Below are 20,517 nucleotides of genomic sequence, written 5' to 3' on the forward strand. Positions count from 1 at the left end.
ATGAAAAATGACAGTAGCAAATGAAGTGACAATCAGATCAGGTCACGTGAAAACAGGTAAATATACATCATTTGTCCATGAGGCAGGTTCAAAGACAAATGAAACGATTCTATTTTTACACGGTTCAGGTCCTGGTGTAACATCAATCGCCAACTGGAGTTATGCATTAAATGACTGTGGAAATGATTTTCACTGTTTAGCACCTGACCTATACGGTTTTGCGGATAGTGATCATCCGGATGAACCGCTAAAAAACCGTCAATTATGGATGGATTGCTGGGTTGAGCAATTAATTGAGCTGCTAGATTACTATGAAATCGAAAAAGCCCATGTAGTAGGGAACTCGTTAGGCTGTTCCATTGCGCTAGAACTGTTGCTTGAATATCCTGAACGTTTTGACCGCGTTGTATTAATGGGTCCGGGTGGCACACCAAATACGAAGCTAAGCTTAGAATTGGCTCGCGCAAAATCATTCTATGACAATCCTTCTAAAAAACGTTTACAACAAATTATGGGTTGGTTCGTTTACGATAAAGACACAATGCAACCGGTTATTGACGGTTTAACAGATGCACGCTATGCCAATGCGATGCGTGAAGAAGTGAAGCGCTCAAATAACTCAATTTTCTCAACGGCAGCTGTACCGATTCCAGTCGTAGCATTGAACCGCATTAACCATGAGATTTTATTAATTCATGGTCAAAACGATAAAGTATGCTCAATCGAATCAAGCTATTATTTAGCAGAACATATTCCGAATGCACAATTGCATGTATTCCCTCAATGCGGTCACTGGACACAAATCGAGAAGAAAGAGTCGTTCAATTATTTAATTCAACAATTCTTCAACCGTAAAATTTAAGTCTTTCTGAGTGTTTTCCGCTGAATGATAATAAAGCGCTTACAAAATGAAGTGGAAGTGATTTGAAAATGTTAAATGAACAAGCAGATATCGTCGTAGTAGGTGCCGGAAATGCCGCGTTATGCGCGGCCATTTCGGCAGCAGAACATGGCGCAAAAGTAACGGTACTGGAAATTTCCTCTGAAGAAGAAAAGGGTGGCAATACGACATACACGCACGGATCAATTCGCTTTGCTTTTAAAGATGGTGAAGAGGTTAGGCAATTGCTGCCGGATATGACGGATGAGGAATTTGCGATGACGGATTTCGGCAGCTATCCAAGCGAACAGTTTTTTGATGACGTATGCACAATGTCGAATTTTCGTACAGATTACGATTTAACATCGGTCATGACCGACAAGAGCTTTGAAACGATGCAATGGTTACTCAATCACAATATTAAATTCATCCCGATCTATGGTCGGCAGGCATATAAAATAGACGGAAAATTCAAATTTTGGGGCAACATGGTCATCGAAGCAGTCGGCGGCGGAAAAGGCTTAGTTGATGCGTTACATAATGAAGCCAATCGTTTAGGTATTACAATCCATTACAATACGGCGGCTGTTGATCTCGTCACAGAGCAGCGCAAAGTAAAAGGAATGATCGTCCGTCACGCAGGAGAAGAACGCCAGATTGACTGCCAGGCGGTCGTACTGGCAAGCGGCGGCTTTCATGCGAATGTCGAAATGCGTACAAAGTATTTAGGGCCTGGTTGGGATACGGTTCATACGCGCGGCTGTAAGTATAACGTGGGAGACGGCTTACGGATGGCGATGCAGCTCGGGGCCCGTACTACAGGAAACTGGTCTGGTGCACACGCAGTTGGAGGCGACCGTTATTTGCCGGATTATAAGGAAGGCTTCCAGAAACTAAGCTATCCGTTCGGCATCCTCGTGAATAATGAAGGCAAGCGCTTTATAGATGAAGGCTCCGATTTCCGGAATTATACGTATGCCAAGCTGGGACGTGAAATATTAAAGCAGCCAGGGCAGTGTGCATGGCAAATTTTCGATGCAAAAACAAAACCTTTCCTGCGAGAAGAATACGAAGGGCGTCACGTTTCGAAAGTGTCCGCCCCTACGTTGGAGCAATTAGCCGAAAAGATGGACGGCATCAATAAAGATCATTTCCTGCAGGAAGTTCATGCATTTAATGCAGCGGTCAACCGTGATGCGGCATTCAACCCGAATATATTGGACGGCAAAGCAACAATTGGTTTGGACGTTCCGAAATCCAATTGGGCAAACCCGATAGAAGAAGGTCCTTTTGAAGCGTATGCCATCGGGTGCGGAATTACATTTACTTACGGTGGTTTGAAAATCTCGAAAAAAGCGGAAGTCATTCATAATGATTTCACAACAATAGATGGTTTGTATGCAGCGGGTGAAATTGTCGGTGGTTTGTATTACGACAATTATCCGGGTGGTGCGGGTTTAACTTCCGGTGCGGTATTTGGCCGCATTGCAGGTGAACAGGCCGCAAAATATAGCCGAAGAAAAATTACGATTTAAGGGAGGAAATTTTATGACAATTATAGAGCGCAAAGTAAAAACAGGCGATTACGAAACATTTATTATGGAGGGCGGCATCGGAAATAAAGATGCGGTTATTTTAATCCACGGATCTGGCCCTGGAGCAAATGGTAAAGCGAACTGGCAATTTGTCATCGATGAATATGCGGAAGATTTCCATGTAGTTGCCCTTGATCTATTCGGTTTCGGCAGCACGGACCATCCGGAAGAATATCCGGAAAACGGTGTGCAATGGATGTCGGTACGCGTGAAGCAAGTACTCGATTTAATGGATGCGTTGAACATTGAAAAAGCAAATCTGATCGGGAACTCTTTAGGCGGCGTTGTAGCAACATATTTGAACATGGCTGCTCCAGAGCGCTTCAATAAAATTGTTCTAATGGGTGCAGGTGTCTCGTTGTCACAGCCAACACCGGAACTGTCAAAACTGGCAAACTTCCATTTAGACCCGACAAAAGAAAACTTGCGCAACTTACTGAGCTGGTTCGTCTATGACCTGGATCGTATGCAGGATTTTGTGGACCAAGTAGTAGAGGCACGTTGGGAAGCATTCCAACGTCCGGAGATCCAACGTTCATACCGTGAAAACTTTACACGTTCAACAATGATAGAATTCCAAATTCCGCAAACGGCACTGGAGCGTATGCAAAATGAATTTTTATTAATCCATGGTTACCACGATCGTTTCGTGCCAGTACAAAGCAGCCTTTATGCGCTGGAACATTTACCAAATGCAGAGTTGCACATCATAAAAAGATGTGGTCACTGGGCAATGATCGAACAGCGTGAAGAATTTTTACACGCGACAAAGCACTTTTTCACAAAGGATAAAAAAGAAGTACATTCTTAAACATAATAGGGGGCTATATCATGGGAGAAACAGTAGTAAGTACATTATCTGTAAGCGAAATGCTTGTTGAGAACGCTCGCCAGCTCATTCCAAAATTACGTGAAGCAACATTGGAAATCGATAAAAACAGCCAAATTCCAGATGAAATCATTCAGGAAATGCGTGAAAAAGGATTATTGAAGGTTTTACGACCAAAAATCTTCGGTGGACATGAAACAAGCATGCAAAATTACTTTGATGTCGTAACTGAAATCAGCCGCGGAAATCCGTCTGCCGGATGGTTCACAGCGTTAAGCAATATTCGCGATTACATGATTTCATATGTATATGGCGAAAAAGCGCTAGCAGAAATTTTTGGGCCAAACCGTGATAATGATGTGATTTTAGCAGGGAACTTTAAACCGATCCGTATCGATATTGAAAAAGTTGACGGGGGTTACTTCATTAAAGACGCACAGTGGCCGTTCGTATCGGGTGCTCCGTACGCTGACTGGTTCTACTGTGGCGCACCGGTTGACGATGGCAATGGTGGAATTGAAATGGCGATTTTAATCGTGCCTCGTGAAGATGTAACAGTTTTGGATGACTGGGATGTAGTCGGATTAAAAGGGTCAGGCAGTAACAGTATTGTCATTAAGGAAGTGTTTGTCCCGGATCACCGGATTTCATTAGACCGCTTAGCACAGCAGCGTCATTATATGATCGATGAATTAAAGGATAATCCGTTATACCGCACACCATTCGTACCGTCACTGACATTATCGATTGCAGCGCCGGTATTAGGTACTGCTCTTGGCGGATTCGATGTCCATATGGAACGAGTGAATAAAGCCGGAATCGGCAATACATTCTACAACAAAATGTCGGATGCACCACTAACGCATTTACAGATCGCAGAAATCGATATGAAATTGGAGTGCGCAAGGTCATTATTCGAAAATGCGATTGAAATTTTAGACGAATATTCAACGAGCGGCAAAGAATTTACGCAAAAAGTGAGTATTCGCATTAAGGCTCAATACGGCTATGCCAACCAATTATGTAAGGAAGCCTATGATTTGATGCTGGCAGGAGCAGGTTCGGTATTTGCTTACAATAATAACGTATTCCAGGCATTTTACCGCGACTTTATTACGATGCATTTACATGCATTCATTACACCGTCAAGCTTGCTTGAAACACATGGACGTTTAATGGTGGATCTAGAGCCAAACACATATTTCGCATAGATAAATAATCAAAAAGGGGAATGCACTATGACAAATCCGGAAATTTCAAAACTTGGCCACTTTGGTTTAGTTAGTACAGATTTAGAAAAATCACTTTGGTTTTTTAAAGAAGTAATTGGACTTGAAGAAACAGAAGAAGCAGACGGTGTTCACTATTTACGTGCATGGGGTGACTTCGAGCACCATACATTAACACTTCGCGCTGGTGAAGAGTCTCGCCTTGATCATATTGCATGGCGTACAAAGCGTCCGGAAGATGTAGATGCTTTTGCGGAAAACCTGCAAAAAGAAGGAATCGAAATCAACTGGGTAGAGGAAGGCACGGAAAAAGGCCAAGGAAAAGCATTCCGCTTCCAGCTGCCTAGTAAACATACATTCGAAATTTATTTTGATATGGAAAAAACATTGGCTGCACCGGAAACACGCTCTGTATTAAAAAATCAGACGCATAAATCATGGAATAGAGGTGTATCGCCGCGCCGTATTGACCATGTGAATCTATTAAGCTCTATCCCTGCAAATGAATTTTCAGATTTTATGATACAACATTTAGGCTTTAACTTACGTGAATATGTGGAAGCACCGGACGGCAGCTATTTAGGCGCATGGTTAAGTGTAACACCACTCGTACACGACATCGCATTCAGCTTTGATCCGCATTCCGCTTCTACACATGAAGTACACCATATTTCATACTGGTTGGATAATGCACAGGATTTATTGCGCGCAGCGGATATTTTAAAGGAAAACGGTATTGAGTTTAAAGGTCCAGGAAAACACGGTATTTCACAGGCAATGTACATTTATGCAATTGACCCTGGCAGTGGCGTACGTCTGGAAATCTTCACAAACGGTTACTTAATTTTCGAGCCGGATTGGGAGCCAATTCGTTGGACACTAGATGAGATGAGCTTAGGTTTCACTTATTGGGGCGATCAAATGGACAATAACCCTGAAAATAACCCGACAATTAAAGCGTAACAATGTTTCGCGGTATAGCGGATAGTTTACGAAGTGAAAATATAATCTGCAAAGAGGAGGCTTCATTATGATGGATGATCGTTTATTTAGAAATGCGATGGGTAAGTTTGCGACAGGTGTTACCGTCATTACAACAGAGCACGATAAACAAGAGCATGGGATGACAGCGAATGCATTCATGTCTGTTTCTTTAGAGCCGAAGCTGGTTGTGATTTCAATCGGTGAAAAAGCGCGCTGCCTGCCAAAAATTAAAGAGAGCGGCATCTTCGGTGTCAATATTTTAGCTGAAGATCAACAAGATTATTCAATGGTTTTTGCCGGTCAAAAGAAAGATGAAGTAGTAGAGGTAACTTTCGAGCGTTTAGCAGGTGTACCGGTTTTACAAGGTGCCATTGCACAGATCAGCTGTGATGTTGTATCGGAGTACGTTGAAGGCGATCACACATTGTTCATCGGCAAAGTACGGGATATTAAGCTGGATGATTCGAAAGAGCCGTTACTATTCTATGCGGGCAAATACCGTTCATTAGAAACAATTACTGTATAACAGGGGGATTAAAATTGGATATTCAACAAGCTGCTAATGCATTATTAACTGCTGAACGTTCGAAACAGCCAATTGAACCTTTTACGTCGTCAACTGATATTTCAGTTGACGACGCTTATCATATTCAGCTGTTACAAATTAAAGAGAAATTGAAGGAATCTGAACTGGTAGGCATGAAGGTTGGATTGACGAGCGAAGTCATGCAAAAGATGTTCAATGTAGACACGCCTGATTTCGGGCACATTTTGAGCACGATGGTTTATGAAAATAACAGTACAATTTCGAAATCGCAGTTTATTCAACCGAAAGTAGAATTCGAAATTGCTTTTTTATTAAAAGAAGATTTAAAGGGCCCGAATGTGACAGTCGAACAAGTATTACAGGCAACAAAAGCGATTGCACCGGCAATTGAAATTATCGATAGTCGCATTATGGACTGGAAATTTAAATTTGAGGATACGGTTGCAGATAACGGTTCATCTGCCGGCGCAATTATTGGTACACCATCTGATTTACCATCTTTTGAAGAACTCGCGAACATTCCGATTGTCGTGAAGAAAAATGGTGAAGTGATCGATCAAGGTGTAAGCAATGCGGTAATGGGGAACCCGGCGAAAGCGATTGCCTGGCTTGCCAATATGTTGAGTGAATATGATATTTCACTGAAAGCGGGTCAATTCATTTTAGCGGGTGCGATTACAGCGGCAGTATTTTTCGATGCAAATGACGAGTTTGAAATTGATTTCGGTAATTATGGACAGTTGAAAGTACAGTTTACAGATTGAGGATTGAGGTGAGCAAATTGACGAAGTTAAAAGTAGGTATCATCGGTTCAGGGAATATCGGGACGGATTTAATGTATAAAATTGAGCGTTGTGATGCACTGGAGATGGCGGTCATGGTAGGTATTGATCCGCAGTCGGAAGGTTTGGCACGTGCACGTGACCGTGGCTATATTGCAATCGAAAATGGTATTGAAGGGTTTAAATCACAGTTAGATCAAGTAGATATCGTTTTTGATGCGACGAGTGCCTATGCTCACAGAGAGAATTACGAGGTTATTAAAGCTGCAGGTAAAAAGATGATTGATTTAACACCGGCAGCAATCGGGCCGTTCACTGTCCCGCCGGTGAATTTAAGTGAGCATTTTGAAAAAGACAATGTCAACATGGTAACTTGCGGTGGACAGGCGACGATTCCGATTGTGGCAGCAATCTCACGTGTTGTACCTGTTGACTATGCAGAAATCGTTGCAACGGTTGCAAGTAAAAGTGCGGGCCCAGGTACACGGGCGAATATTGATGAATTTACACGGACAACTGCAAATGCAATTGAAGTAGTCGGCGGTGCGAAAAAAGGGAAAGCAATTATCATTTTAAACCCGGCAGAACCGCCTATTATGATGCGTGATACAGTGCATGCGCTCGTAGCGGAGACAGGGAAAGAAGATGGAATTCGCGCTTCTATTAAAGAGATGATTGAGGAAGTAAAAACATACGTCCCGGGTTACCGTCTATGTGGTGAACCGATTTTTGAAGGTAATAAAGTATCAGTTTTATTAGAAGTGGAAGGGATTGGCGATTTCTTCCCGCCTTATTCAGGAAATTTGGACATAATGACGGCAGCTGCTGCACGTGTAGCAAATGAATTAGCCAAAAATCTAATAGCGCAAGGAGCGGTTGTGCGATGAGAGACATTCATATTTTAGACGTATCGTTACGAGACGGCAGTCACTCCATGAAGCATCAATATTCCGAGCAACAAGTACGTGACATTGCGAGAGGATTAAATCAGGCGGGTGTTGAGTATTTTGAAGTTGCACATGGTGATGGCTTAGGCGGATCGAGCTTGCAGTACGGTCTGTCTGCTGTGGACGAGCTGAAGTTAATCGAAGCCGCAGCCGCTGAATGTACCGATTCAAAAGTAGCTGTCTTACTTATTCCCGGCATCGGAATTAAGGATGATTTAAAAAATGCCGTGAATGCAGGCGCAAAAATGGCACGTGTTGCAACACATGTGACAGAAGCTGATATTTCAGCACAGCATATCGCCTATAGCCGTGAATTGGGACTGAAAACTGCCGGATTTTTGATGATGGCACATATGGCTCCGACAAGCGTCATTGTCGAGCAGGCTAAATTATTTGAAAGCTACGGTGCAGAAATCGTGTATGTGACAGATTCTGCAGGTTACCTTTTACCAGATCAAGTGACGGAACGCATTCGGGCATTAAAAGAAAATATCAGCTGTGAAATCGGATTCCATGCACATAATAATATGTCACTGGCGATGGCGAACTCTTTAGCGGCAATTGATGCGGGCGCTACTTATATTGACGGCTCATTACGTGCATTAGGGGCAGGCAGCGGCAATACGCAAACCGAAGTATTAGTTGCGGTATTACAACGGATGGGCATTCAAACAGGTGTTGATCTGTACAATATTATCGATGTCGCAAATGACATCGTCGCACCTATTTTACCGCGTCCTCAGGAAATTTCAGGTTCGAGCTTAATTATGGGTTATGCAGGGGTGTATTCTAGCTTCTTACTCCATACAGAAAAAGCTTCCAAACAATTCGGTGTTGATGAGCGAGATATTTTAGTTGAGCTGGGACGCCGTAAAACAGTAGGCGGACAGGAAGATTTAATTTACGAAGTGGCACAGAGTTTGCGGAAATAATGAGAAGCTGTGTTCACAATACATTTATATATGAAACAAACCGATAATTTTTGAATGCTACCTTAATATATATGAGGTAGCTTTTTATTCATCTCATATTTTTAAATACTTATATAGATAGAGAAGGTGAGCGCATGAAGATTTGTGGGAAATACCGCGCAAAATTTGCAGACGGTCCAATCTGGCATCAGGCATACGGTGTGATTTGGCTTGATATTGCGAATAAAAAAATCATCACATTCAATCCGGAAACGGAAAAAGAAGATGTGTATGATGCAATGGGATGGATTCAATCGATCATCCCGACTACAGATGGTCAGTTTATTGGAGTTTATAAAGACGGCCTCTATTTTATCAATTTTAAATTAGGTCTGAAAAAACCGTTTGTTTTGCCGCCCGATCTGTCTGAAATACATTTTTTAAATGACTCTAAATGTGGACCGGATGGACGACTATGGGTAGGCTCTACAGATGGTTTTTTTAAGAAATTTAAAGAAACACCGCAAACTGCATTTTCCAACTATCCATTCGAAAATGCAAAGTTAATGTCCATTGATGCAGAAGGCAAAATTCAGACGCATTTATCAAAAGTAGCGATATCAAATGGTTTAGAGTGGGATCGCAAAACAAATAAATTTTATCATATCGATTCGTCGAAACATGCAATCTTTCAATATGAATTATCAGAAAACGGACAGCTGCTATTTGAAAAGATTGTTTATACTTTCAAAATGGACGAAGGGTATCCTGCGGGCATGACGATCGATAGTGAAGGCAATTTATATGTAACTTTATTTAAAAGCGGTCTTATGGCAAAAACGAGTAAGGAACAAACCCGTGTTGTATGTATTAGTCCACAGGAACAGCAGATTAAAGGAGAATTCATCATCCCTGTTTCCCATGTCACTTCCTGCACAATCGGCGGAAAAAATTTGAATCACTTATATGTGACAACAGCCTATGAAGCATTGCCGGAAGCGCGAGTTAAAGAGGAACCGCTAGCAGGCTATTTACTGCAGTTTCCGATAAAAACGACAGGTGTATTACCGTATGAGTTTATGCTGGCGAACAGCGGTAGTGATTCTTGAAATTCAGTAATTTTTTACTAAAAGTTAGATTTTTCTGAATAAAAGTTTCCTAGATATCAAAAAGTACATTTTGTAACATTGAAAACAATAACAACCTTAAACAGGTTACTCATATCCATCATTTTGAGGGGGAATTGCAGTGGCACCAGAAATCGCTAAATTAGGACATGTTGCTTTAGTGTCAACAGATTTGGAAAAGTCATTAGTTTTCTTTAAAGAGGTTATTGGATTGGAAGAAACAACTGAAATTGATGGTGTTCACTATTTGCGTGCCTACAGTGATTTTCAGCACCATACATTGAGCATTGAAGCCGGTGAAAGTGCTCACGTCAAACATATCGGCTGGCGTACAAAAACAGCTGAATGTGTTCAAGGCTTCAAAGAACTTTTAGACGAGCAAGGAATAGATGTTAAGGAATATCCAAAAGGCACAACACCGGGCATCGGTAATTCGATCCGTTTTCAATTACCAAGCGGCCATACATTTGAACTCTATTATGACGTTGAAAAATCAAAAGCTGCATCGGATAAAGCTTCGATTCTAAAAAACCAAGTATATAAATCATGGAATAAAGGGATATCGCCTCGTCGATTTGATCATGTAAATATTCATACGACGACAGATGTAGATAAAACCTATGCATTTTTAACAGAAGTGCTCGGCTTCAATATGCGTGAATATTTACGTGGCGATGACGGCATTTTGGCAGGGTGGATGAGTGTGACACCCCTTGTACATGATGTGGCGATGATAAAAAAGGAAACGCTTCCAACACCGGCCCGTCTCCACCATATCTCGTACTGGCTGGATGATACACAGGATATTTTACGTGCTGCAGATATTTTAAAAGAAAACAATCTGCCATTTATCGGTCCAGGGAAACACGGTGTATCTCAGGCAATCTATTTATATGTAATGGATCCTGGAAGTGGTTGCCGTGTGGAATTATTCTCGGGTGGTTACCTGATTTTCGAACCAGATTGGGAACCGGTTGAATGGACATTGGAAGAACGTGCCTTAAGTAATACATATTGGGGCGACAGTGTACAGGATAAAGAATTAAATAATATTACGATTGAAGCAAGGTAAGGACTTAAGGAAACCTCTAAATTACGCCATTTTAGAAAGGTAGTGAAGAAGCATGAAAACAATTATCGTAAATGAAAAAAATCTACCGATTGTCCAGCAAAATAGCGAACCGGCAGTAATGGCATTAGGATTTTTTGATGGTGTGCATAAAGGCCATCAGCAAGTGATTTTAGCAGCCAGAAAAAAAGCCCGGAAAAAAGGCTTGAAATTGGCTGTGATGAGTTTTTTCCCCCATCCGAAAACGGTCTTTTCAAATGAAGAAGTAGACTATTTAATGCCGATGGAGAAAAAGGCCGAACGCTTTCAGTCATTAGGTGTCGATTTGTTCTATATTGTGGATTTTACGAAATCGTTTGCTGCTCTTCAGCCGAAGCAATTTGTACAGCAATATTTAGTGGGGCTTCAAGTGCAGTATGCTGTAGCAGGTTTTGATTATACGTACGGAGCTAAAGGAGCCGGTACGATTGCGACGATCCAGTCAGACAGCGACTGCAAAATAAAAGTTGATGTTGTAAAGCGTTTTGCCATTTCAGGTGAAAAGGTGAGCTCGACATGCATTCGTGAAAAGCTGAAACGGGGCTATGTCGAGGAAGTAACGGCGTTATTAGGAAAGCCGTATAGCGTTCAATACTCGATGAAACACGGGTTGCACGACTACTATACACTTCCTCAATGCGGAGAATACTATGTCACGATTTTAGCCGGCAAGCGCGCGATTTCGCAGAAAGTTTATATAAAGAATTCACAGGACATTATTTTTTACCATGATTTAAATATTGAAGATTGTTCGATTTATTTCCATCAACGCGCTACCCAAAAATACCAAGAAATTAGTTGAGAGGCTGGTTAAACTTGAAAAAAACAGAGATGTTTCAACAGTTATTAGCAAGTAAAGACACATTTATATTACCGGGCGCCTTTGATGCAATGACAGCCCGTATTATCGAAGAAACGGGATTTAAGGCCATTTATGCAACAGGGGCCGGCATTTCAAATGCACAGCTTGGCTGGGCTGATGTAGGGCTGACGACTTTAACGGAAATCGCCCAGGTCGTTTCCTGGATGAGTGAAGTGACATCGATTCCGATTGTTGTTGATGCAGATACAGGCTTTGGTAATGCCATCAATATGCAGCGAACGGTAAAGGTGCTGGAAAAAGCCGGTGCGGCTGCTTTGCAAATCGAAGACCAGGTAATGCCGAAAAAATGCGGTCATTTCAACGGTAAAGAAGTGATTTCACAAGATGAAATGGTCGGAAAAATTAAAGCTGCCCTTGATGCACGTACCGATGATCAGTTAGCAATCATTGCCCGTACAGATGCATTAGGTGTCCTTGGTTTCGATGAGGCGATTGAACGAGCAAATGCTTATAAAGAGGCAGGTGCACACGCAATTTTTGTGGAAGCGCCAACTACGTATGAGCAACTGTCGCGTATTACAAAAGAGGTACCGGGTATCCCGCATATTATCAACCTTGTGGAAGGTGGTAAAACGCCTTTAGTATCACGTCAGGAAGCGCAAAATTTAGGCTTCCAGATTATGCTGTGTGCGAATTCGGCTTTACGCGGTGCGATTAAAGGTGCTACGGACGCCATGCAAATTTTAATGCGTGATGAAAGCCAGGAAAACATTCATGATGTCATTTGCACATGGGAACAACGACAAGAATTGTTTAAGTTAAAAGAAATTCAACAACTGGAAAAACAATATTCTTAATATTCGGAAAGATGGTGTGGATATGAGCGGAGTGGACTATGATTTAGTCATTGTAGGTTGCGGGGCAGCAGGAACAGCATCTGCATTAGCTGCAGCTGAACAAGCGAAGGAACAAAATGAAGATTTAACGATTGCCATTTTAGAGCGTGCACCTTTTGAACAGCGCGGTGGAAACACACGCTGGACGGCTGCTTATATGCGTATGGAAAATATCGATAAGCCGGCAGATGGTCTTGTTGAGGATATGGTCTCATTTTCAGATTCATTCATGGATCGTGCCTATGCCGAAACATTACGTGATGAAGCAGGAGAAACATTACGTTGGGTGGAGTCGAAAGGTGTTGAATTTGACTATTTGCCGACGATGTTTTTGACAGCATCAAGACCCCGTCTGTTACCAATTGGCGGAGGACGCGCGATTATTGATGCACTCACTTTACGCGCACGTGCATTAGGGGTAGAAATCATTTATGAAACTACAGCATGGGATTTAACGCTTGATGATGAAGGAGCGGTCAATGGCATTAAAGTACGTATGGCTGACGGATCATCAATCGTACTGAAAACAAATGCGGTCATTTTAGGTGCGGGCGGTTTCCAAGGAAATAAGGAAATGATGGCACAGTATATCGGCAGGGATGCACATAAAATTCCCCCTGTATCTGAAGGTGGCCTGTTTAACAAAGGCGAGGCAATTCGTATGGCACTAAAAATCGGGGCTGCCGGAAAAGGGCAGTTTGATGCTTTCCATGCCGAAACAGTTGACCCGCGCAGTAAACGCGAAGAAGCGGGCGTTATGTTGTTCCCGTATGCCATTCTCGTGAATAAGCAGGGAAAACGCTTTACGGATGAAGGGGTTACGACTATTGATGAGCAGTATGAGGAAGTGGCACGTAAAATCTTTTACCAATGCGAAGACCACATCGCCTACATGATTACCGACCAAAAGATGTACAACATCCCGAATTATGAAGAGGCGCTGCAAACCGATATCCCGGCAATCGTCGGAGAAACGATTGAAGATATCGCAAATCAAATCGGCGTTAATGCCGAAAATTTAAAGCACACAATCGATGAATTCAATGCAGCATGTCCAACAGGTGAATTTATTTATAACCGGGTCGATGGCCTTGCAACAACTGATTTGGAATTAAATAAATCGAACTGGTCCATTCCGATTAATGAAGGTCCGTTTATAGCGTATCCGATTATTTGCTGCAACGTATTTACAAATGGCGGATTAGCGACAGATTTAAATGGACGTGTCGTAACAGGTGATGAAGTAGCGATTCCGGGCCTTTATGCTGTAGGTGAAACTTCAGGTGTGTATTACGGCAAATATCCGGGCGGTACATCGGTGCTGCGCTGTTTAGTATTCGGTCGCCGTGCAGGGCATGATGCGGTGCGTTATATTGCGGAAAAGGAAAAGTCTTATCAATAGGAGGCTCATATGGAATTACTAGGTAAAGTAGCGCTTGTGACAGGCGGAGGCCGGGGCATCGGCAAAGAATCAGCCTTATTATTAGCTTCAAAAGGTGCGAAAGTTGCTGTTTGCGCGCGTAATGAACAAGAGTGTGCAGAAGTGCAGCAGCTGATAGAAACAAAATATAATGTCCCTTCAATCGGAATTAAATGTGATGTTTCTGATTATGCACAAGTCCAGGAAGCTGTGGCTGTTGTCTCGAAGGAGCTTGGACCGATCGATATATTGATCAATAATGCAGGGGCGATGGCATTGAAGCCATTTACGGAAACAACTCCCGATGAATGGATTAAAATGCACGACATAAATGTCCATGGACCGTACTACTTCTGCTTTGAAACGGTTCCGTCGATGATTGAAAGACGTACAGGAGCGATCATAAATATTTCTTCCATCTGGGGAACAAAAGGCGGCCCAAACCGCAGTGCCTATATTTCTTCCAAACATGCGGTAATCGGGTTTTCAAAAGCATTGGGTGAAGAATTAAAACCATACGGGATACGCGTGAACGCTGTTTGCCCGGGGCCGGTTGATACACAAATGACCAATGAACTTGGAGCGAACTTGAATAAAGACGGCTGGTTGGATGCCATTGATATTGCCAATGTCATCGTCGACCTTGTACTCCCAAAAAGCAGAGCGATTACTGCCACTTCAGTAGAAGCTTTCGGATTTGGTGCACCAGTAGGTTTAGCTAAATAACAATGAAAAGGGGATATTAAAATGACAGAATTAACATATTCATTCCGACAAAACACAGTTACTTTAGATTTAGCAAAGAAGATGTTAGAAAAGGCAGAGGAAAAAGGGAAAGAGCTAGGCATGAAGTTCGCGATTTCAATCGTTGATAAAGCCGGGAATTTAAAAGCATTTTCAGCTATGGACGGCGCACCGGTATTGGCTCTGGAAATCTCACAAAATAAAGCATTTTCAGCGGCAGCGTATAATCGTGCTACACATGAATGGTACGACCGTTTAAAAGATGATCCGCCACTAATGGAAGGTCTTGTTCATACGAATCGCCTCGTTATTTTCGGAGGCGGTTATCCAATTCAATTAGATGGTGAATGCATCGGAGGAATCGGTGTAAGCGGCGGTCACTATACACATGATATGCAAGTTTGCGAAGCCGCTCTTGAACTGTTGGCCGAAACAGTTAAGGAGGCGTAGTACGCATGGGCCGTGACCATCTTATAATCGTTGGTGCGGGTATGGCGGGACTTTGCGCGGCAGTGGAGGCTTCTGCTGCTGGCGCAAAGGTCATTGTCCTAGAAAAACAAGCTGAAATTGGCGGCAGTTCTTTATTAAGCGGCTGTTTTATGGCATTTGCCGAGACGGATTTTCAGAAGAAGCTCGGAATTGAAGATACAACAGAAAGCTTAATGGAGGATTTTCTCGCTGTAGGTCATTATAAAAACAAACGTATACTCATTGAGGCGTACGGTAAACATCAGCTTGCTACATACAACTGGCTTGTCGAACAGGGAGTCCAATTCCAGACATGCCAAGCTGTAAGTGGACATTCCAACCCGCGCGGACATACGATCATTCCTAGCCAGGCGATTGGCCAATTACGTGCAAATGCTGAAGCAAACGGTGTAGTAATAAAAACAAATGCACCCGTTGTACGTTTACTAAAAGACAGTGGGCAAGTTTTTGGTGTTGTATACGAAGAGAACGGTGAGCAGGTCGAACTTACTACGGATTACGGTGTCCTGTTAACAGCGGGCGGCTTTTCTCAAAGTGAAGAGCTGCTGGCACAGTTTGCTCCGCAGTTAGCGAACACTGTACGTCTCGGTGGTGCCGGTAATAAAGGTGACGGGATTAAACTAGCTGCTTCGGCAGGTGCATGGCTGGAAGACTTTACTTATTTGAAGGGCACATACGGCTTTCATCCAACATCGACAAATGCTAAAAAGCGGCAGGCCCATACGTTTTATAAAGGCGGCATCATTGTTAATGAACTAGGAAAGCGTTTCGTGAATGAATCGATTTCATATAAGTTGCTTGGCGATGCAGCATTACAACAACCGAATTGCCGGAGCTATCAAGTATGGGATCAGACGGTCATGGACAAAAGTGTCGCAAATGATGCACTTTATGATTTTGACTTACTTTACAGAGAAGGTTTAATTGAAAGCTTTGACACAATTAATCAGTTAGCAGAGAAAGTAGGTCTACCAGTAGAAGCATTAAAGCAAACGATTTCTTCTTATAATACGGATGTGAAAAAAGGGCAGGATACAGCATTTGGCCGCACATCGCTCACACATAAATTCGGTACACCATCGGCAATCGAAACAGCTCCGTTTTATGTAATGGAAACAGCAACAGCGATGCTTGCTACGTATGCAGGTGTTCAAGTCGATGAACAGACGCATGTACTCGATCCATTCGGAGAGCCAATCAAAGGTTTATTTGCTGCAGGCGAAATGGTTGGAGGTTTCCACGGAGCAGGTTATATGACGGGAAGCTCGTTAGGAAAAGCTGCAATATTTGGTCGCATAGCTGCAAGAACAGCAATACAAGCAAACAAGCAGGAGGTACTTAAATGAAAATTTGGCACCAAAGCTTAACATCAATTGAAGATATTCCGGAATATCGCGATGCGGTCATTCAGCATATTTTAAAAATTGCGCGTCCAGATGTAGATGTCGTCCTTCACGGCATGACGAATGATACGTACCCTGAAAATTACCCCGGTCACTATATTACTTATAACTATTTGCAAAGCTTGCATAAGGAGCAGTTCATCCGCAATGCATTAATCGCGGAAAAAGCGGGTTATGATGCGGTGTTTATTGGAACAATTCCGGACGTCGGCTTAATTGAGGCCCGTGCACTTGTTGATATCCCGGTCATCGGGTATGGGCAAGCTTCAATGCATATGGCGTCAATGCTTGGATCCAAAATCGGAATCGTTAATTTCCTGGCGCCGTTAGCCGATCAGCTGCGTTTCAATGCTCAGCAATACGGGCTGGCGCAAAAGCTTGGACCGATCGTACAGGCGGATATCGGTTTTTACGATATTATGGAGGGCTATAAAAACCCTCAGCCAATCATCGATAAATTTATTGCAGCTGCTGAAATAGCAATAGCGCAAGGTGCCGATGTCATTATTCCGGGAGAAGGGCCAATGAATATCTTCCTGGCAACCCACCATATTCACCATGTTGGCAATGTACCGATTATCGATTCATTTGGCACAGGAATTAAAATGTGTGAATCACTTGTCGATCTGCAGAAGGTAAGCGGAATGACGATGACACGTGTCGGTTATTACAACGAAAAACCACCAACAGAGATTGTGGAAAAGTTAAGAGGTTATTATAACTTGAAACAAACAGCAGCCGATATGGATTTCGGGCTATCCGTTCGCGCTACGGCGTCTGTATAAAATACAAATACCTAGGCCATTTTAAAATGTGCCCAGGTATTTTTAATTTTCCTAAACAGAATTTCCGGCTGTTTTCCTCACCTGCAATCGGTAGCGGTAAGGGGTTAACTGATAGTATTCCCTAAATACCTTAGTGAAGTAATTGCCGTCCGTGAATCCGACCATTTCCGCGATTGTCCCGATGCCCAAACTCGTTTCTATTAATAACTTTTCGGCTTGCTGTACGCGATACTGCTGCAAATATTTCCGGAACGGAATGCCGCGTTTCTTTGAAAATACATTGCTCAAATAATTGGTGCTTATATTTAATTTATTCGCCGTATGCTGTAATGTCAGCTCAGCTTTATTATAGTCACGTTCAATTATTTCAACAGCCAACTCCGTATAATCGGCAATTTGCTGTAGCTGCAAATTTTTTCTCGCATCGATCAACCGCTGTGTAAATAAAATAAACTCTTGTAAAATCGCATATAAAATCGGATGCTCTAAAATAAAATGGAACAGTGCGCGGTATTGCTGTTCCATTTTCGCTTGCTGCTGCAGATGATATTTCATCATAAATCGGCGGATTTGCGCTAAAATACTCGTCAAATGAATGCGCACATCATCCTGGTGGTAATAGGTAGAACCTTTTGTCAGCGTATATAAAAAAGTTTTAATTGCTTTTAAATCACCATTTTCAAGACTTGTAATCCAGAGCTGCTGTTCCTCAGGAGTTAATAGCGGATCTAGCCTCGTCACATGAAGTGTTTGCGAACTTTTAAAAATATGGGAATACCCTTTATAAAAGCGCTGCGCCAATGTTTTTTTACATGCTTGATACATTGTCAGCAGTGTTGTCTCCTTACCATCATAAACAGCGATATTCAGCGATTCCCCACTGAATTTCTCCCATTCCTGGCTCATGATTCGAAGCTGCCTGAATAGATTGGTAAAAACATCGATTTCAACAATACAAATCACCCGGTTTTGCAGCGGCAGGGCAATAAGATTCTGAAAAATAGGCAGTTCAATGAGCCACTCATACAGCATAAAATTATGCTCGTAATCTGCACACTCAATTAAAAAGAAGGACTTTCCATCTAATGGGAAATTTCCGGGTTTATTTAAATACAAATCCGAATATAGTTGCGTTTCTACTGGAATCGTACTGCTTGAATTTGCTGCCGGCTTAGTCGAAGGGATTTTAAGTAGAGCAGACTTTAATTGCTCTAATGGTACGGGCTTCACAAAAAGATCGATTGCCTTTAAGCGAATTGCTTTCATTGCCTGCTGAAAAATAGGTTCTGCTGTAATACCGATAACGGGAATCGCCTGTTTTTGTATAAACTGCTCTATAGAAGGAGAAACAAGTTCCATTTCAATAAGAAGTACTTCCGGTCGTGTTTCTTCAAAAGCTTCAATTAATTTACTGCCATCTATTACGCCAATGACTTCAATTTCCCGCATAAAATAATTTTTTAAATACCACTCAATTCCTGCAATTTCTTCAAAATCCCGCTCAACAATTAAGATTTTCAATCGAACACCACCTTTAAAAATTACTATTTCATATATAAATTCTACAATTCATTCAAATTAATTTTACTTTATTCAAATATTACTATAATTGATGTTTTTATTCTATTTATTCGGAATTGAAAGAAAACTAAAATAAGAATACAAAGGAGTGGTGGGATGACAAAGTACCAGGAGGAACACGAACTGCCGAAAGTTGGACAGTTTGAAGTGAGCATTTTCATTAAAATGGTGTTTTGCAGTTTAATCGGGATTATTAGTTTTTTTATCACATTTGAATGGAATGGAAAAACATCGATCTTAATCGACCATATCGTAAGTGCATTCACGACATTCGCACCAACGTTAGTAAACGGGTATGTGTTGATTCTTTTAGTACTTGGAGCATTTTATCCATTTGTCACGAAAAAGTGGAATACATCAAAAGTAAACATAGTGTTATCAATTTTTAAATTGGGGGGACTTGTTGCAGGGGTAATGCTTATTTTTGGATTTGGTCCGGCATGGTTGTTTAATCCGGATATCGGTCCATTTTTATTAGAAAAACTTATTAAGCCGGTAGGACTCGTCATTCCAATTGGATCAGTTTTCTTAGCATTGCTTGTTTGCTATGGCTTACTTGAATTTATAGGGGTGCTCATGCAGCCGGTAATGAAGCCTATTTTCAAAACACCAGGCCGTTCAGCAGTCGATGCGGTAGCTTCATTTGTTGGCAGCTATTCGGTCGGCTTAATATTGACGAACCGTGTTTATAAAGAAGGAAAATATACAGCGAGAGAATCAGCCATTATTGCGACAGGCTTCTCTACAGTGTCAGCTACTTTTATGGTAGTCGTTGCGAAAACACTGGATTTAATGGAATACTGGAACTTATTTTTCTGGGTGACATTAGTTGTGACATTCGTCGTTACAGCAATTACAGCCCGAATTTATCCATTAAACAAAATTAAGGATGATTATTATGAAGGTTCAACTCCACAGCCTGAAAAGATTGTAAAAAAGGACCGTTTAAACATTGCTTGGACAGAAGCGGTAGAAGCCACAAAATCAAACCCGTCTTTGCCTAGAAATTTATATATTCATTTAAAAGACGGATTTATTATGGCGATGGGGGTCATACCTTCCATTTTATCTATTGGACTATTAGGAATGGTATTGGCAATTTATACACCGCTGTTTGACTGGTTGGCATACATTTTTGCCCCATTTACTTATTTACTGCAAATTCCTGATCCGATGCTGACAGCTAAAGCATTGTCATTATCGATTGCAGAAATGTTTTTACCGGCAATGATTGTAACAGAGGCAGTTCTTGTAACGAAGTTTATCGTAGCCGTCGTTTCGATTTCAGCTATTTTATTCTTCTCAGCTGTCATTCCGGTTATTTTATCGACAGACATCCCGTTATCAATTCGCCAAATGATCATTATCTGGTTTGAGCGAGTTGTTTTAACACTCATTTTCGTTACACCAATAGCGTTTATCTTGTTCTAACTTCAA

20 protein-coding genes are annotated in these 20,517 nt (G+C 41.9%); 19 read left to right on the top strand and 1 reads right to left on the bottom strand.

The window, feature by feature from the left end:
* Positions 1-7 precede the first annotated feature (7 nt).
* The 18 genes from AC6CH1_RS14380 (at position 8) to AC6CH1_RS14465 (ending at position 17,499) form a co-directional block, all read left to right on the top strand.
* On the top strand, positions 8-862 hold the full coding sequence (locus AC6CH1_RS14380; protein ID WP_498318144.1) for an alpha/beta fold hydrolase: 855 nt from the start codon (positions 8-10) through the stop codon (positions 860-862).
* Between the two features lie 68 nt (positions 863-930).
* Entirely contained in the window at positions 931-2,415 is a 1,485-nt protein-coding gene (tcuA, locus tag AC6CH1_RS14385; RefSeq protein WP_498318146.1) for an FAD-dependent tricarballylate dehydrogenase TcuA, read from the top strand.
* 13 nt (positions 2,416-2,428) lie between these two features.
* Positions 2,429-3,286 (top strand): alpha/beta fold hydrolase, encoded by an 858-nt coding sequence (locus tag AC6CH1_RS14390; protein WP_498318147.1) that lies wholly within the window; start codon positions 2,429-2,431, stop codon positions 3,284-3,286.
* Between the two features lie 20 nt (positions 3,287-3,306).
* Positions 3,307-4,515 carry an acyl-CoA dehydrogenase family protein gene (locus AC6CH1_RS14395; RefSeq protein WP_251690478.1) on the top strand — a complete coding sequence of 403 codons (1,209 nt, stop codon included), beginning with the start codon at positions 3,307-3,309 and terminating at the stop codon, positions 4,513-4,515.
* Positions 4,516-4,542: 27 nt separating this feature from the next.
* Complete coding sequence (locus tag AC6CH1_RS14400) at positions 4,543-5,496, top strand: VOC family protein (protein ID WP_251690479.1); 954 nt, start codon at positions 4,543-4,545, stop codon at positions 5,494-5,496.
* Between the two features lie 70 nt (positions 5,497-5,566).
* Positions 5,567-6,043 (top strand): flavin reductase family protein, encoded by a 477-nt coding sequence (locus AC6CH1_RS14405; RefSeq protein ID WP_179946262.1) that lies wholly within the window; start codon positions 5,567-5,569, stop codon positions 6,041-6,043.
* Positions 6,044-6,057: 14 nt separating this feature from the next.
* A complete protein-coding gene (locus AC6CH1_RS14410; protein WP_498318149.1) occupies positions 6,058-6,828 on the top strand; it encodes a 2-keto-4-pentenoate hydratase in 771 nt (256 codons plus the stop codon).
* Between the two features lie 17 nt (positions 6,829-6,845).
* Positions 6,846-7,733 (top strand): acetaldehyde dehydrogenase (acetylating), encoded by an 888-nt coding sequence (locus AC6CH1_RS14415; RefSeq protein ID WP_427711707.1) that lies wholly within the window; start codon positions 6,846-6,848, stop codon positions 7,731-7,733.
* Entirely contained in the window at positions 7,730-8,725 is a 996-nt protein-coding gene (gene dmpG, locus AC6CH1_RS14420; protein WP_498318151.1) for a 4-hydroxy-2-oxovalerate aldolase, read from the top strand. The genes AC6CH1_RS14415 and dmpG overlap by 4 nt, the downstream gene beginning before the upstream one ends.
* 134 nt (positions 8,726-8,859) lie before the next feature.
* Complete coding sequence (locus AC6CH1_RS14425; RefSeq protein WP_498318153.1) at positions 8,860-9,813, top strand: SMP-30/gluconolactonase/LRE family protein; 954 nt, start codon at positions 8,860-8,862, stop codon at positions 9,811-9,813.
* A 139-nt stretch (positions 9,814-9,952) separates the two neighbouring features.
* Entirely contained in the window at positions 9,953-10,903 is a 951-nt protein-coding gene (locus AC6CH1_RS14430) for a VOC family protein (protein ID WP_498318155.1), read from the top strand.
* 52 nt (positions 10,904-10,955) lie between these two features.
* Positions 10,956-11,741: an FAD synthetase family protein gene (locus tag AC6CH1_RS14435; protein ID WP_498318156.1), complete on the top strand. Its 786-nt coding sequence runs from the start codon at positions 10,956-10,958 to the stop codon at positions 11,739-11,741.
* A 14-nt stretch (positions 11,742-11,755) separates the two neighbouring features.
* Positions 11,756-12,619 (top strand): isocitrate lyase/PEP mutase family protein, encoded by an 864-nt coding sequence (locus tag AC6CH1_RS14440; protein WP_498318157.1) that lies wholly within the window; start codon positions 11,756-11,758, stop codon positions 12,617-12,619.
* Positions 12,620-12,641: 22 nt separating this feature from the next.
* Positions 12,642-14,060 carry an FAD-dependent oxidoreductase gene (locus AC6CH1_RS14445; protein ID WP_498318159.1) on the top strand — a complete coding sequence of 473 codons (1,419 nt, stop codon included), beginning with the start codon at positions 12,642-12,644 and terminating at the stop codon, positions 14,058-14,060.
* A 9-nt stretch (positions 14,061-14,069) separates the two neighbouring features.
* On the top strand, positions 14,070-14,804 hold the full coding sequence (locus AC6CH1_RS14450) for an SDR family NAD(P)-dependent oxidoreductase (protein WP_498318161.1): 735 nt from the start codon (positions 14,070-14,072) through the stop codon (positions 14,802-14,804).
* Positions 14,805-14,825: 21 nt separating this feature from the next.
* Complete coding sequence (locus AC6CH1_RS14455; protein WP_251690492.1) at positions 14,826-15,272, top strand: GlcG/HbpS family heme-binding protein; 447 nt, start codon at positions 14,826-14,828, stop codon at positions 15,270-15,272.
* Between the two features lie 5 nt (positions 15,273-15,277).
* Positions 15,278-16,657 (top strand): FAD-dependent oxidoreductase, encoded by a 1,380-nt coding sequence (locus AC6CH1_RS14460; protein ID WP_498318163.1) that lies wholly within the window; start codon positions 15,278-15,280, stop codon positions 16,655-16,657.
* The gene (locus tag AC6CH1_RS14465; protein WP_251690494.1) at positions 16,654-17,499 is read left to right on the top strand and encodes an aspartate/glutamate racemase family protein; all 846 of its coding nucleotides are present in this window, start codon (positions 16,654-16,656) and stop codon (positions 17,497-17,499) included. Before AC6CH1_RS14460 ends, AC6CH1_RS14465 begins: the two co-directional genes overlap by 4 nt.
* 51 nt (positions 17,500-17,550) lie before the next feature.
* Here the strand turns inward: AC6CH1_RS14465 and AC6CH1_RS14470 are convergent, their stop codons facing one another.
* A complete protein-coding gene (locus AC6CH1_RS14470; protein ID WP_498318165.1) occupies positions 17,551-19,020 on the bottom strand; it encodes a helix-turn-helix domain-containing protein in 1,470 nt (489 codons plus the stop codon).
* 156 nt (positions 19,021-19,176) lie between these two features.
* Between AC6CH1_RS14470 and AC6CH1_RS14475 the strand changes: the two genes are divergently transcribed.
* Positions 19,177-20,511, top strand: a complete 1,335-nt coding sequence (locus tag AC6CH1_RS14475; RefSeq protein WP_498318167.1) for a YjiH family protein — start codon at positions 19,177-19,179, stop codon at positions 20,509-20,511.
* Positions 20,512-20,517: the final 6 nt, after the last annotated feature.

This window comes from Solibacillus sp. GQ1, from assembly GCF_059758555.1.

Excerpts from the sequence above, each read along its gene's own strand:
- AC6CH1_RS14380 (WP_498318144.1), top strand. The coding sequence starts at position 8 with ATGACAGTAGCAAATGAAGTGACAATCAGATCAGGTCACGTGAAAACA.
- tcuA (WP_498318146.1), top strand. The coding sequence starts at position 931 with ATGTTAAATGAACAAGCAGATATCGTCGTAGTAGGTGCCGGAAATGCC.
- AC6CH1_RS14390 (WP_498318147.1), top strand. The coding sequence starts at position 2,429 with ATGACAATTATAGAGCGCAAAGTAAAAACAGGCGATTACGAAACATTT.
- AC6CH1_RS14395 (WP_251690478.1), top strand. The coding sequence starts at position 3,307 with ATGGGAGAAACAGTAGTAAGTACATTATCTGTAAGCGAAATGCTTGTT.
- AC6CH1_RS14400 (WP_251690479.1), top strand. The coding sequence starts at position 4,543 with ATGACAAATCCGGAAATTTCAAAACTTGGCCACTTTGGTTTAGTTAGT.
- AC6CH1_RS14405 (WP_179946262.1), top strand. The coding sequence starts at position 5,567 with ATGGATGATCGTTTATTTAGAAATGCGATGGGTAAGTTTGCGACAGGT.
- dmpG (WP_498318151.1), top strand. The coding sequence starts at position 7,730 with ATGAGAGACATTCATATTTTAGACGTATCGTTACGAGACGGCAGTCAC.
- AC6CH1_RS14425 (WP_498318153.1), top strand. The coding sequence starts at position 8,860 with ATGAAGATTTGTGGGAAATACCGCGCAAAATTTGCAGACGGTCCAATC.
- AC6CH1_RS14435 (WP_498318156.1), top strand. The coding sequence starts at position 10,956 with ATGAAAACAATTATCGTAAATGAAAAAAATCTACCGATTGTCCAGCAA.
- AC6CH1_RS14445 (WP_498318159.1), top strand. The coding sequence starts at position 12,642 with ATGAGCGGAGTGGACTATGATTTAGTCATTGTAGGTTGCGGGGCAGCA.
- AC6CH1_RS14450 (WP_498318161.1), top strand. The coding sequence starts at position 14,070 with ATGGAATTACTAGGTAAAGTAGCGCTTGTGACAGGCGGAGGCCGGGGC.
- AC6CH1_RS14455 (WP_251690492.1), top strand. The coding sequence starts at position 14,826 with ATGACAGAATTAACATATTCATTCCGACAAAACACAGTTACTTTAGAT.
- AC6CH1_RS14460 (WP_498318163.1), top strand. The coding sequence starts at position 15,278 with ATGGGCCGTGACCATCTTATAATCGTTGGTGCGGGTATGGCGGGACTT.
- AC6CH1_RS14465 (WP_251690494.1), top strand. The coding sequence starts at position 16,654 with ATGAAAATTTGGCACCAAAGCTTAACATCAATTGAAGATATTCCGGAA.
- AC6CH1_RS14475 (WP_498318167.1), top strand. The coding sequence starts at position 19,177 with ATGACAAAGTACCAGGAGGAACACGAACTGCCGAAAGTTGGACAGTTT.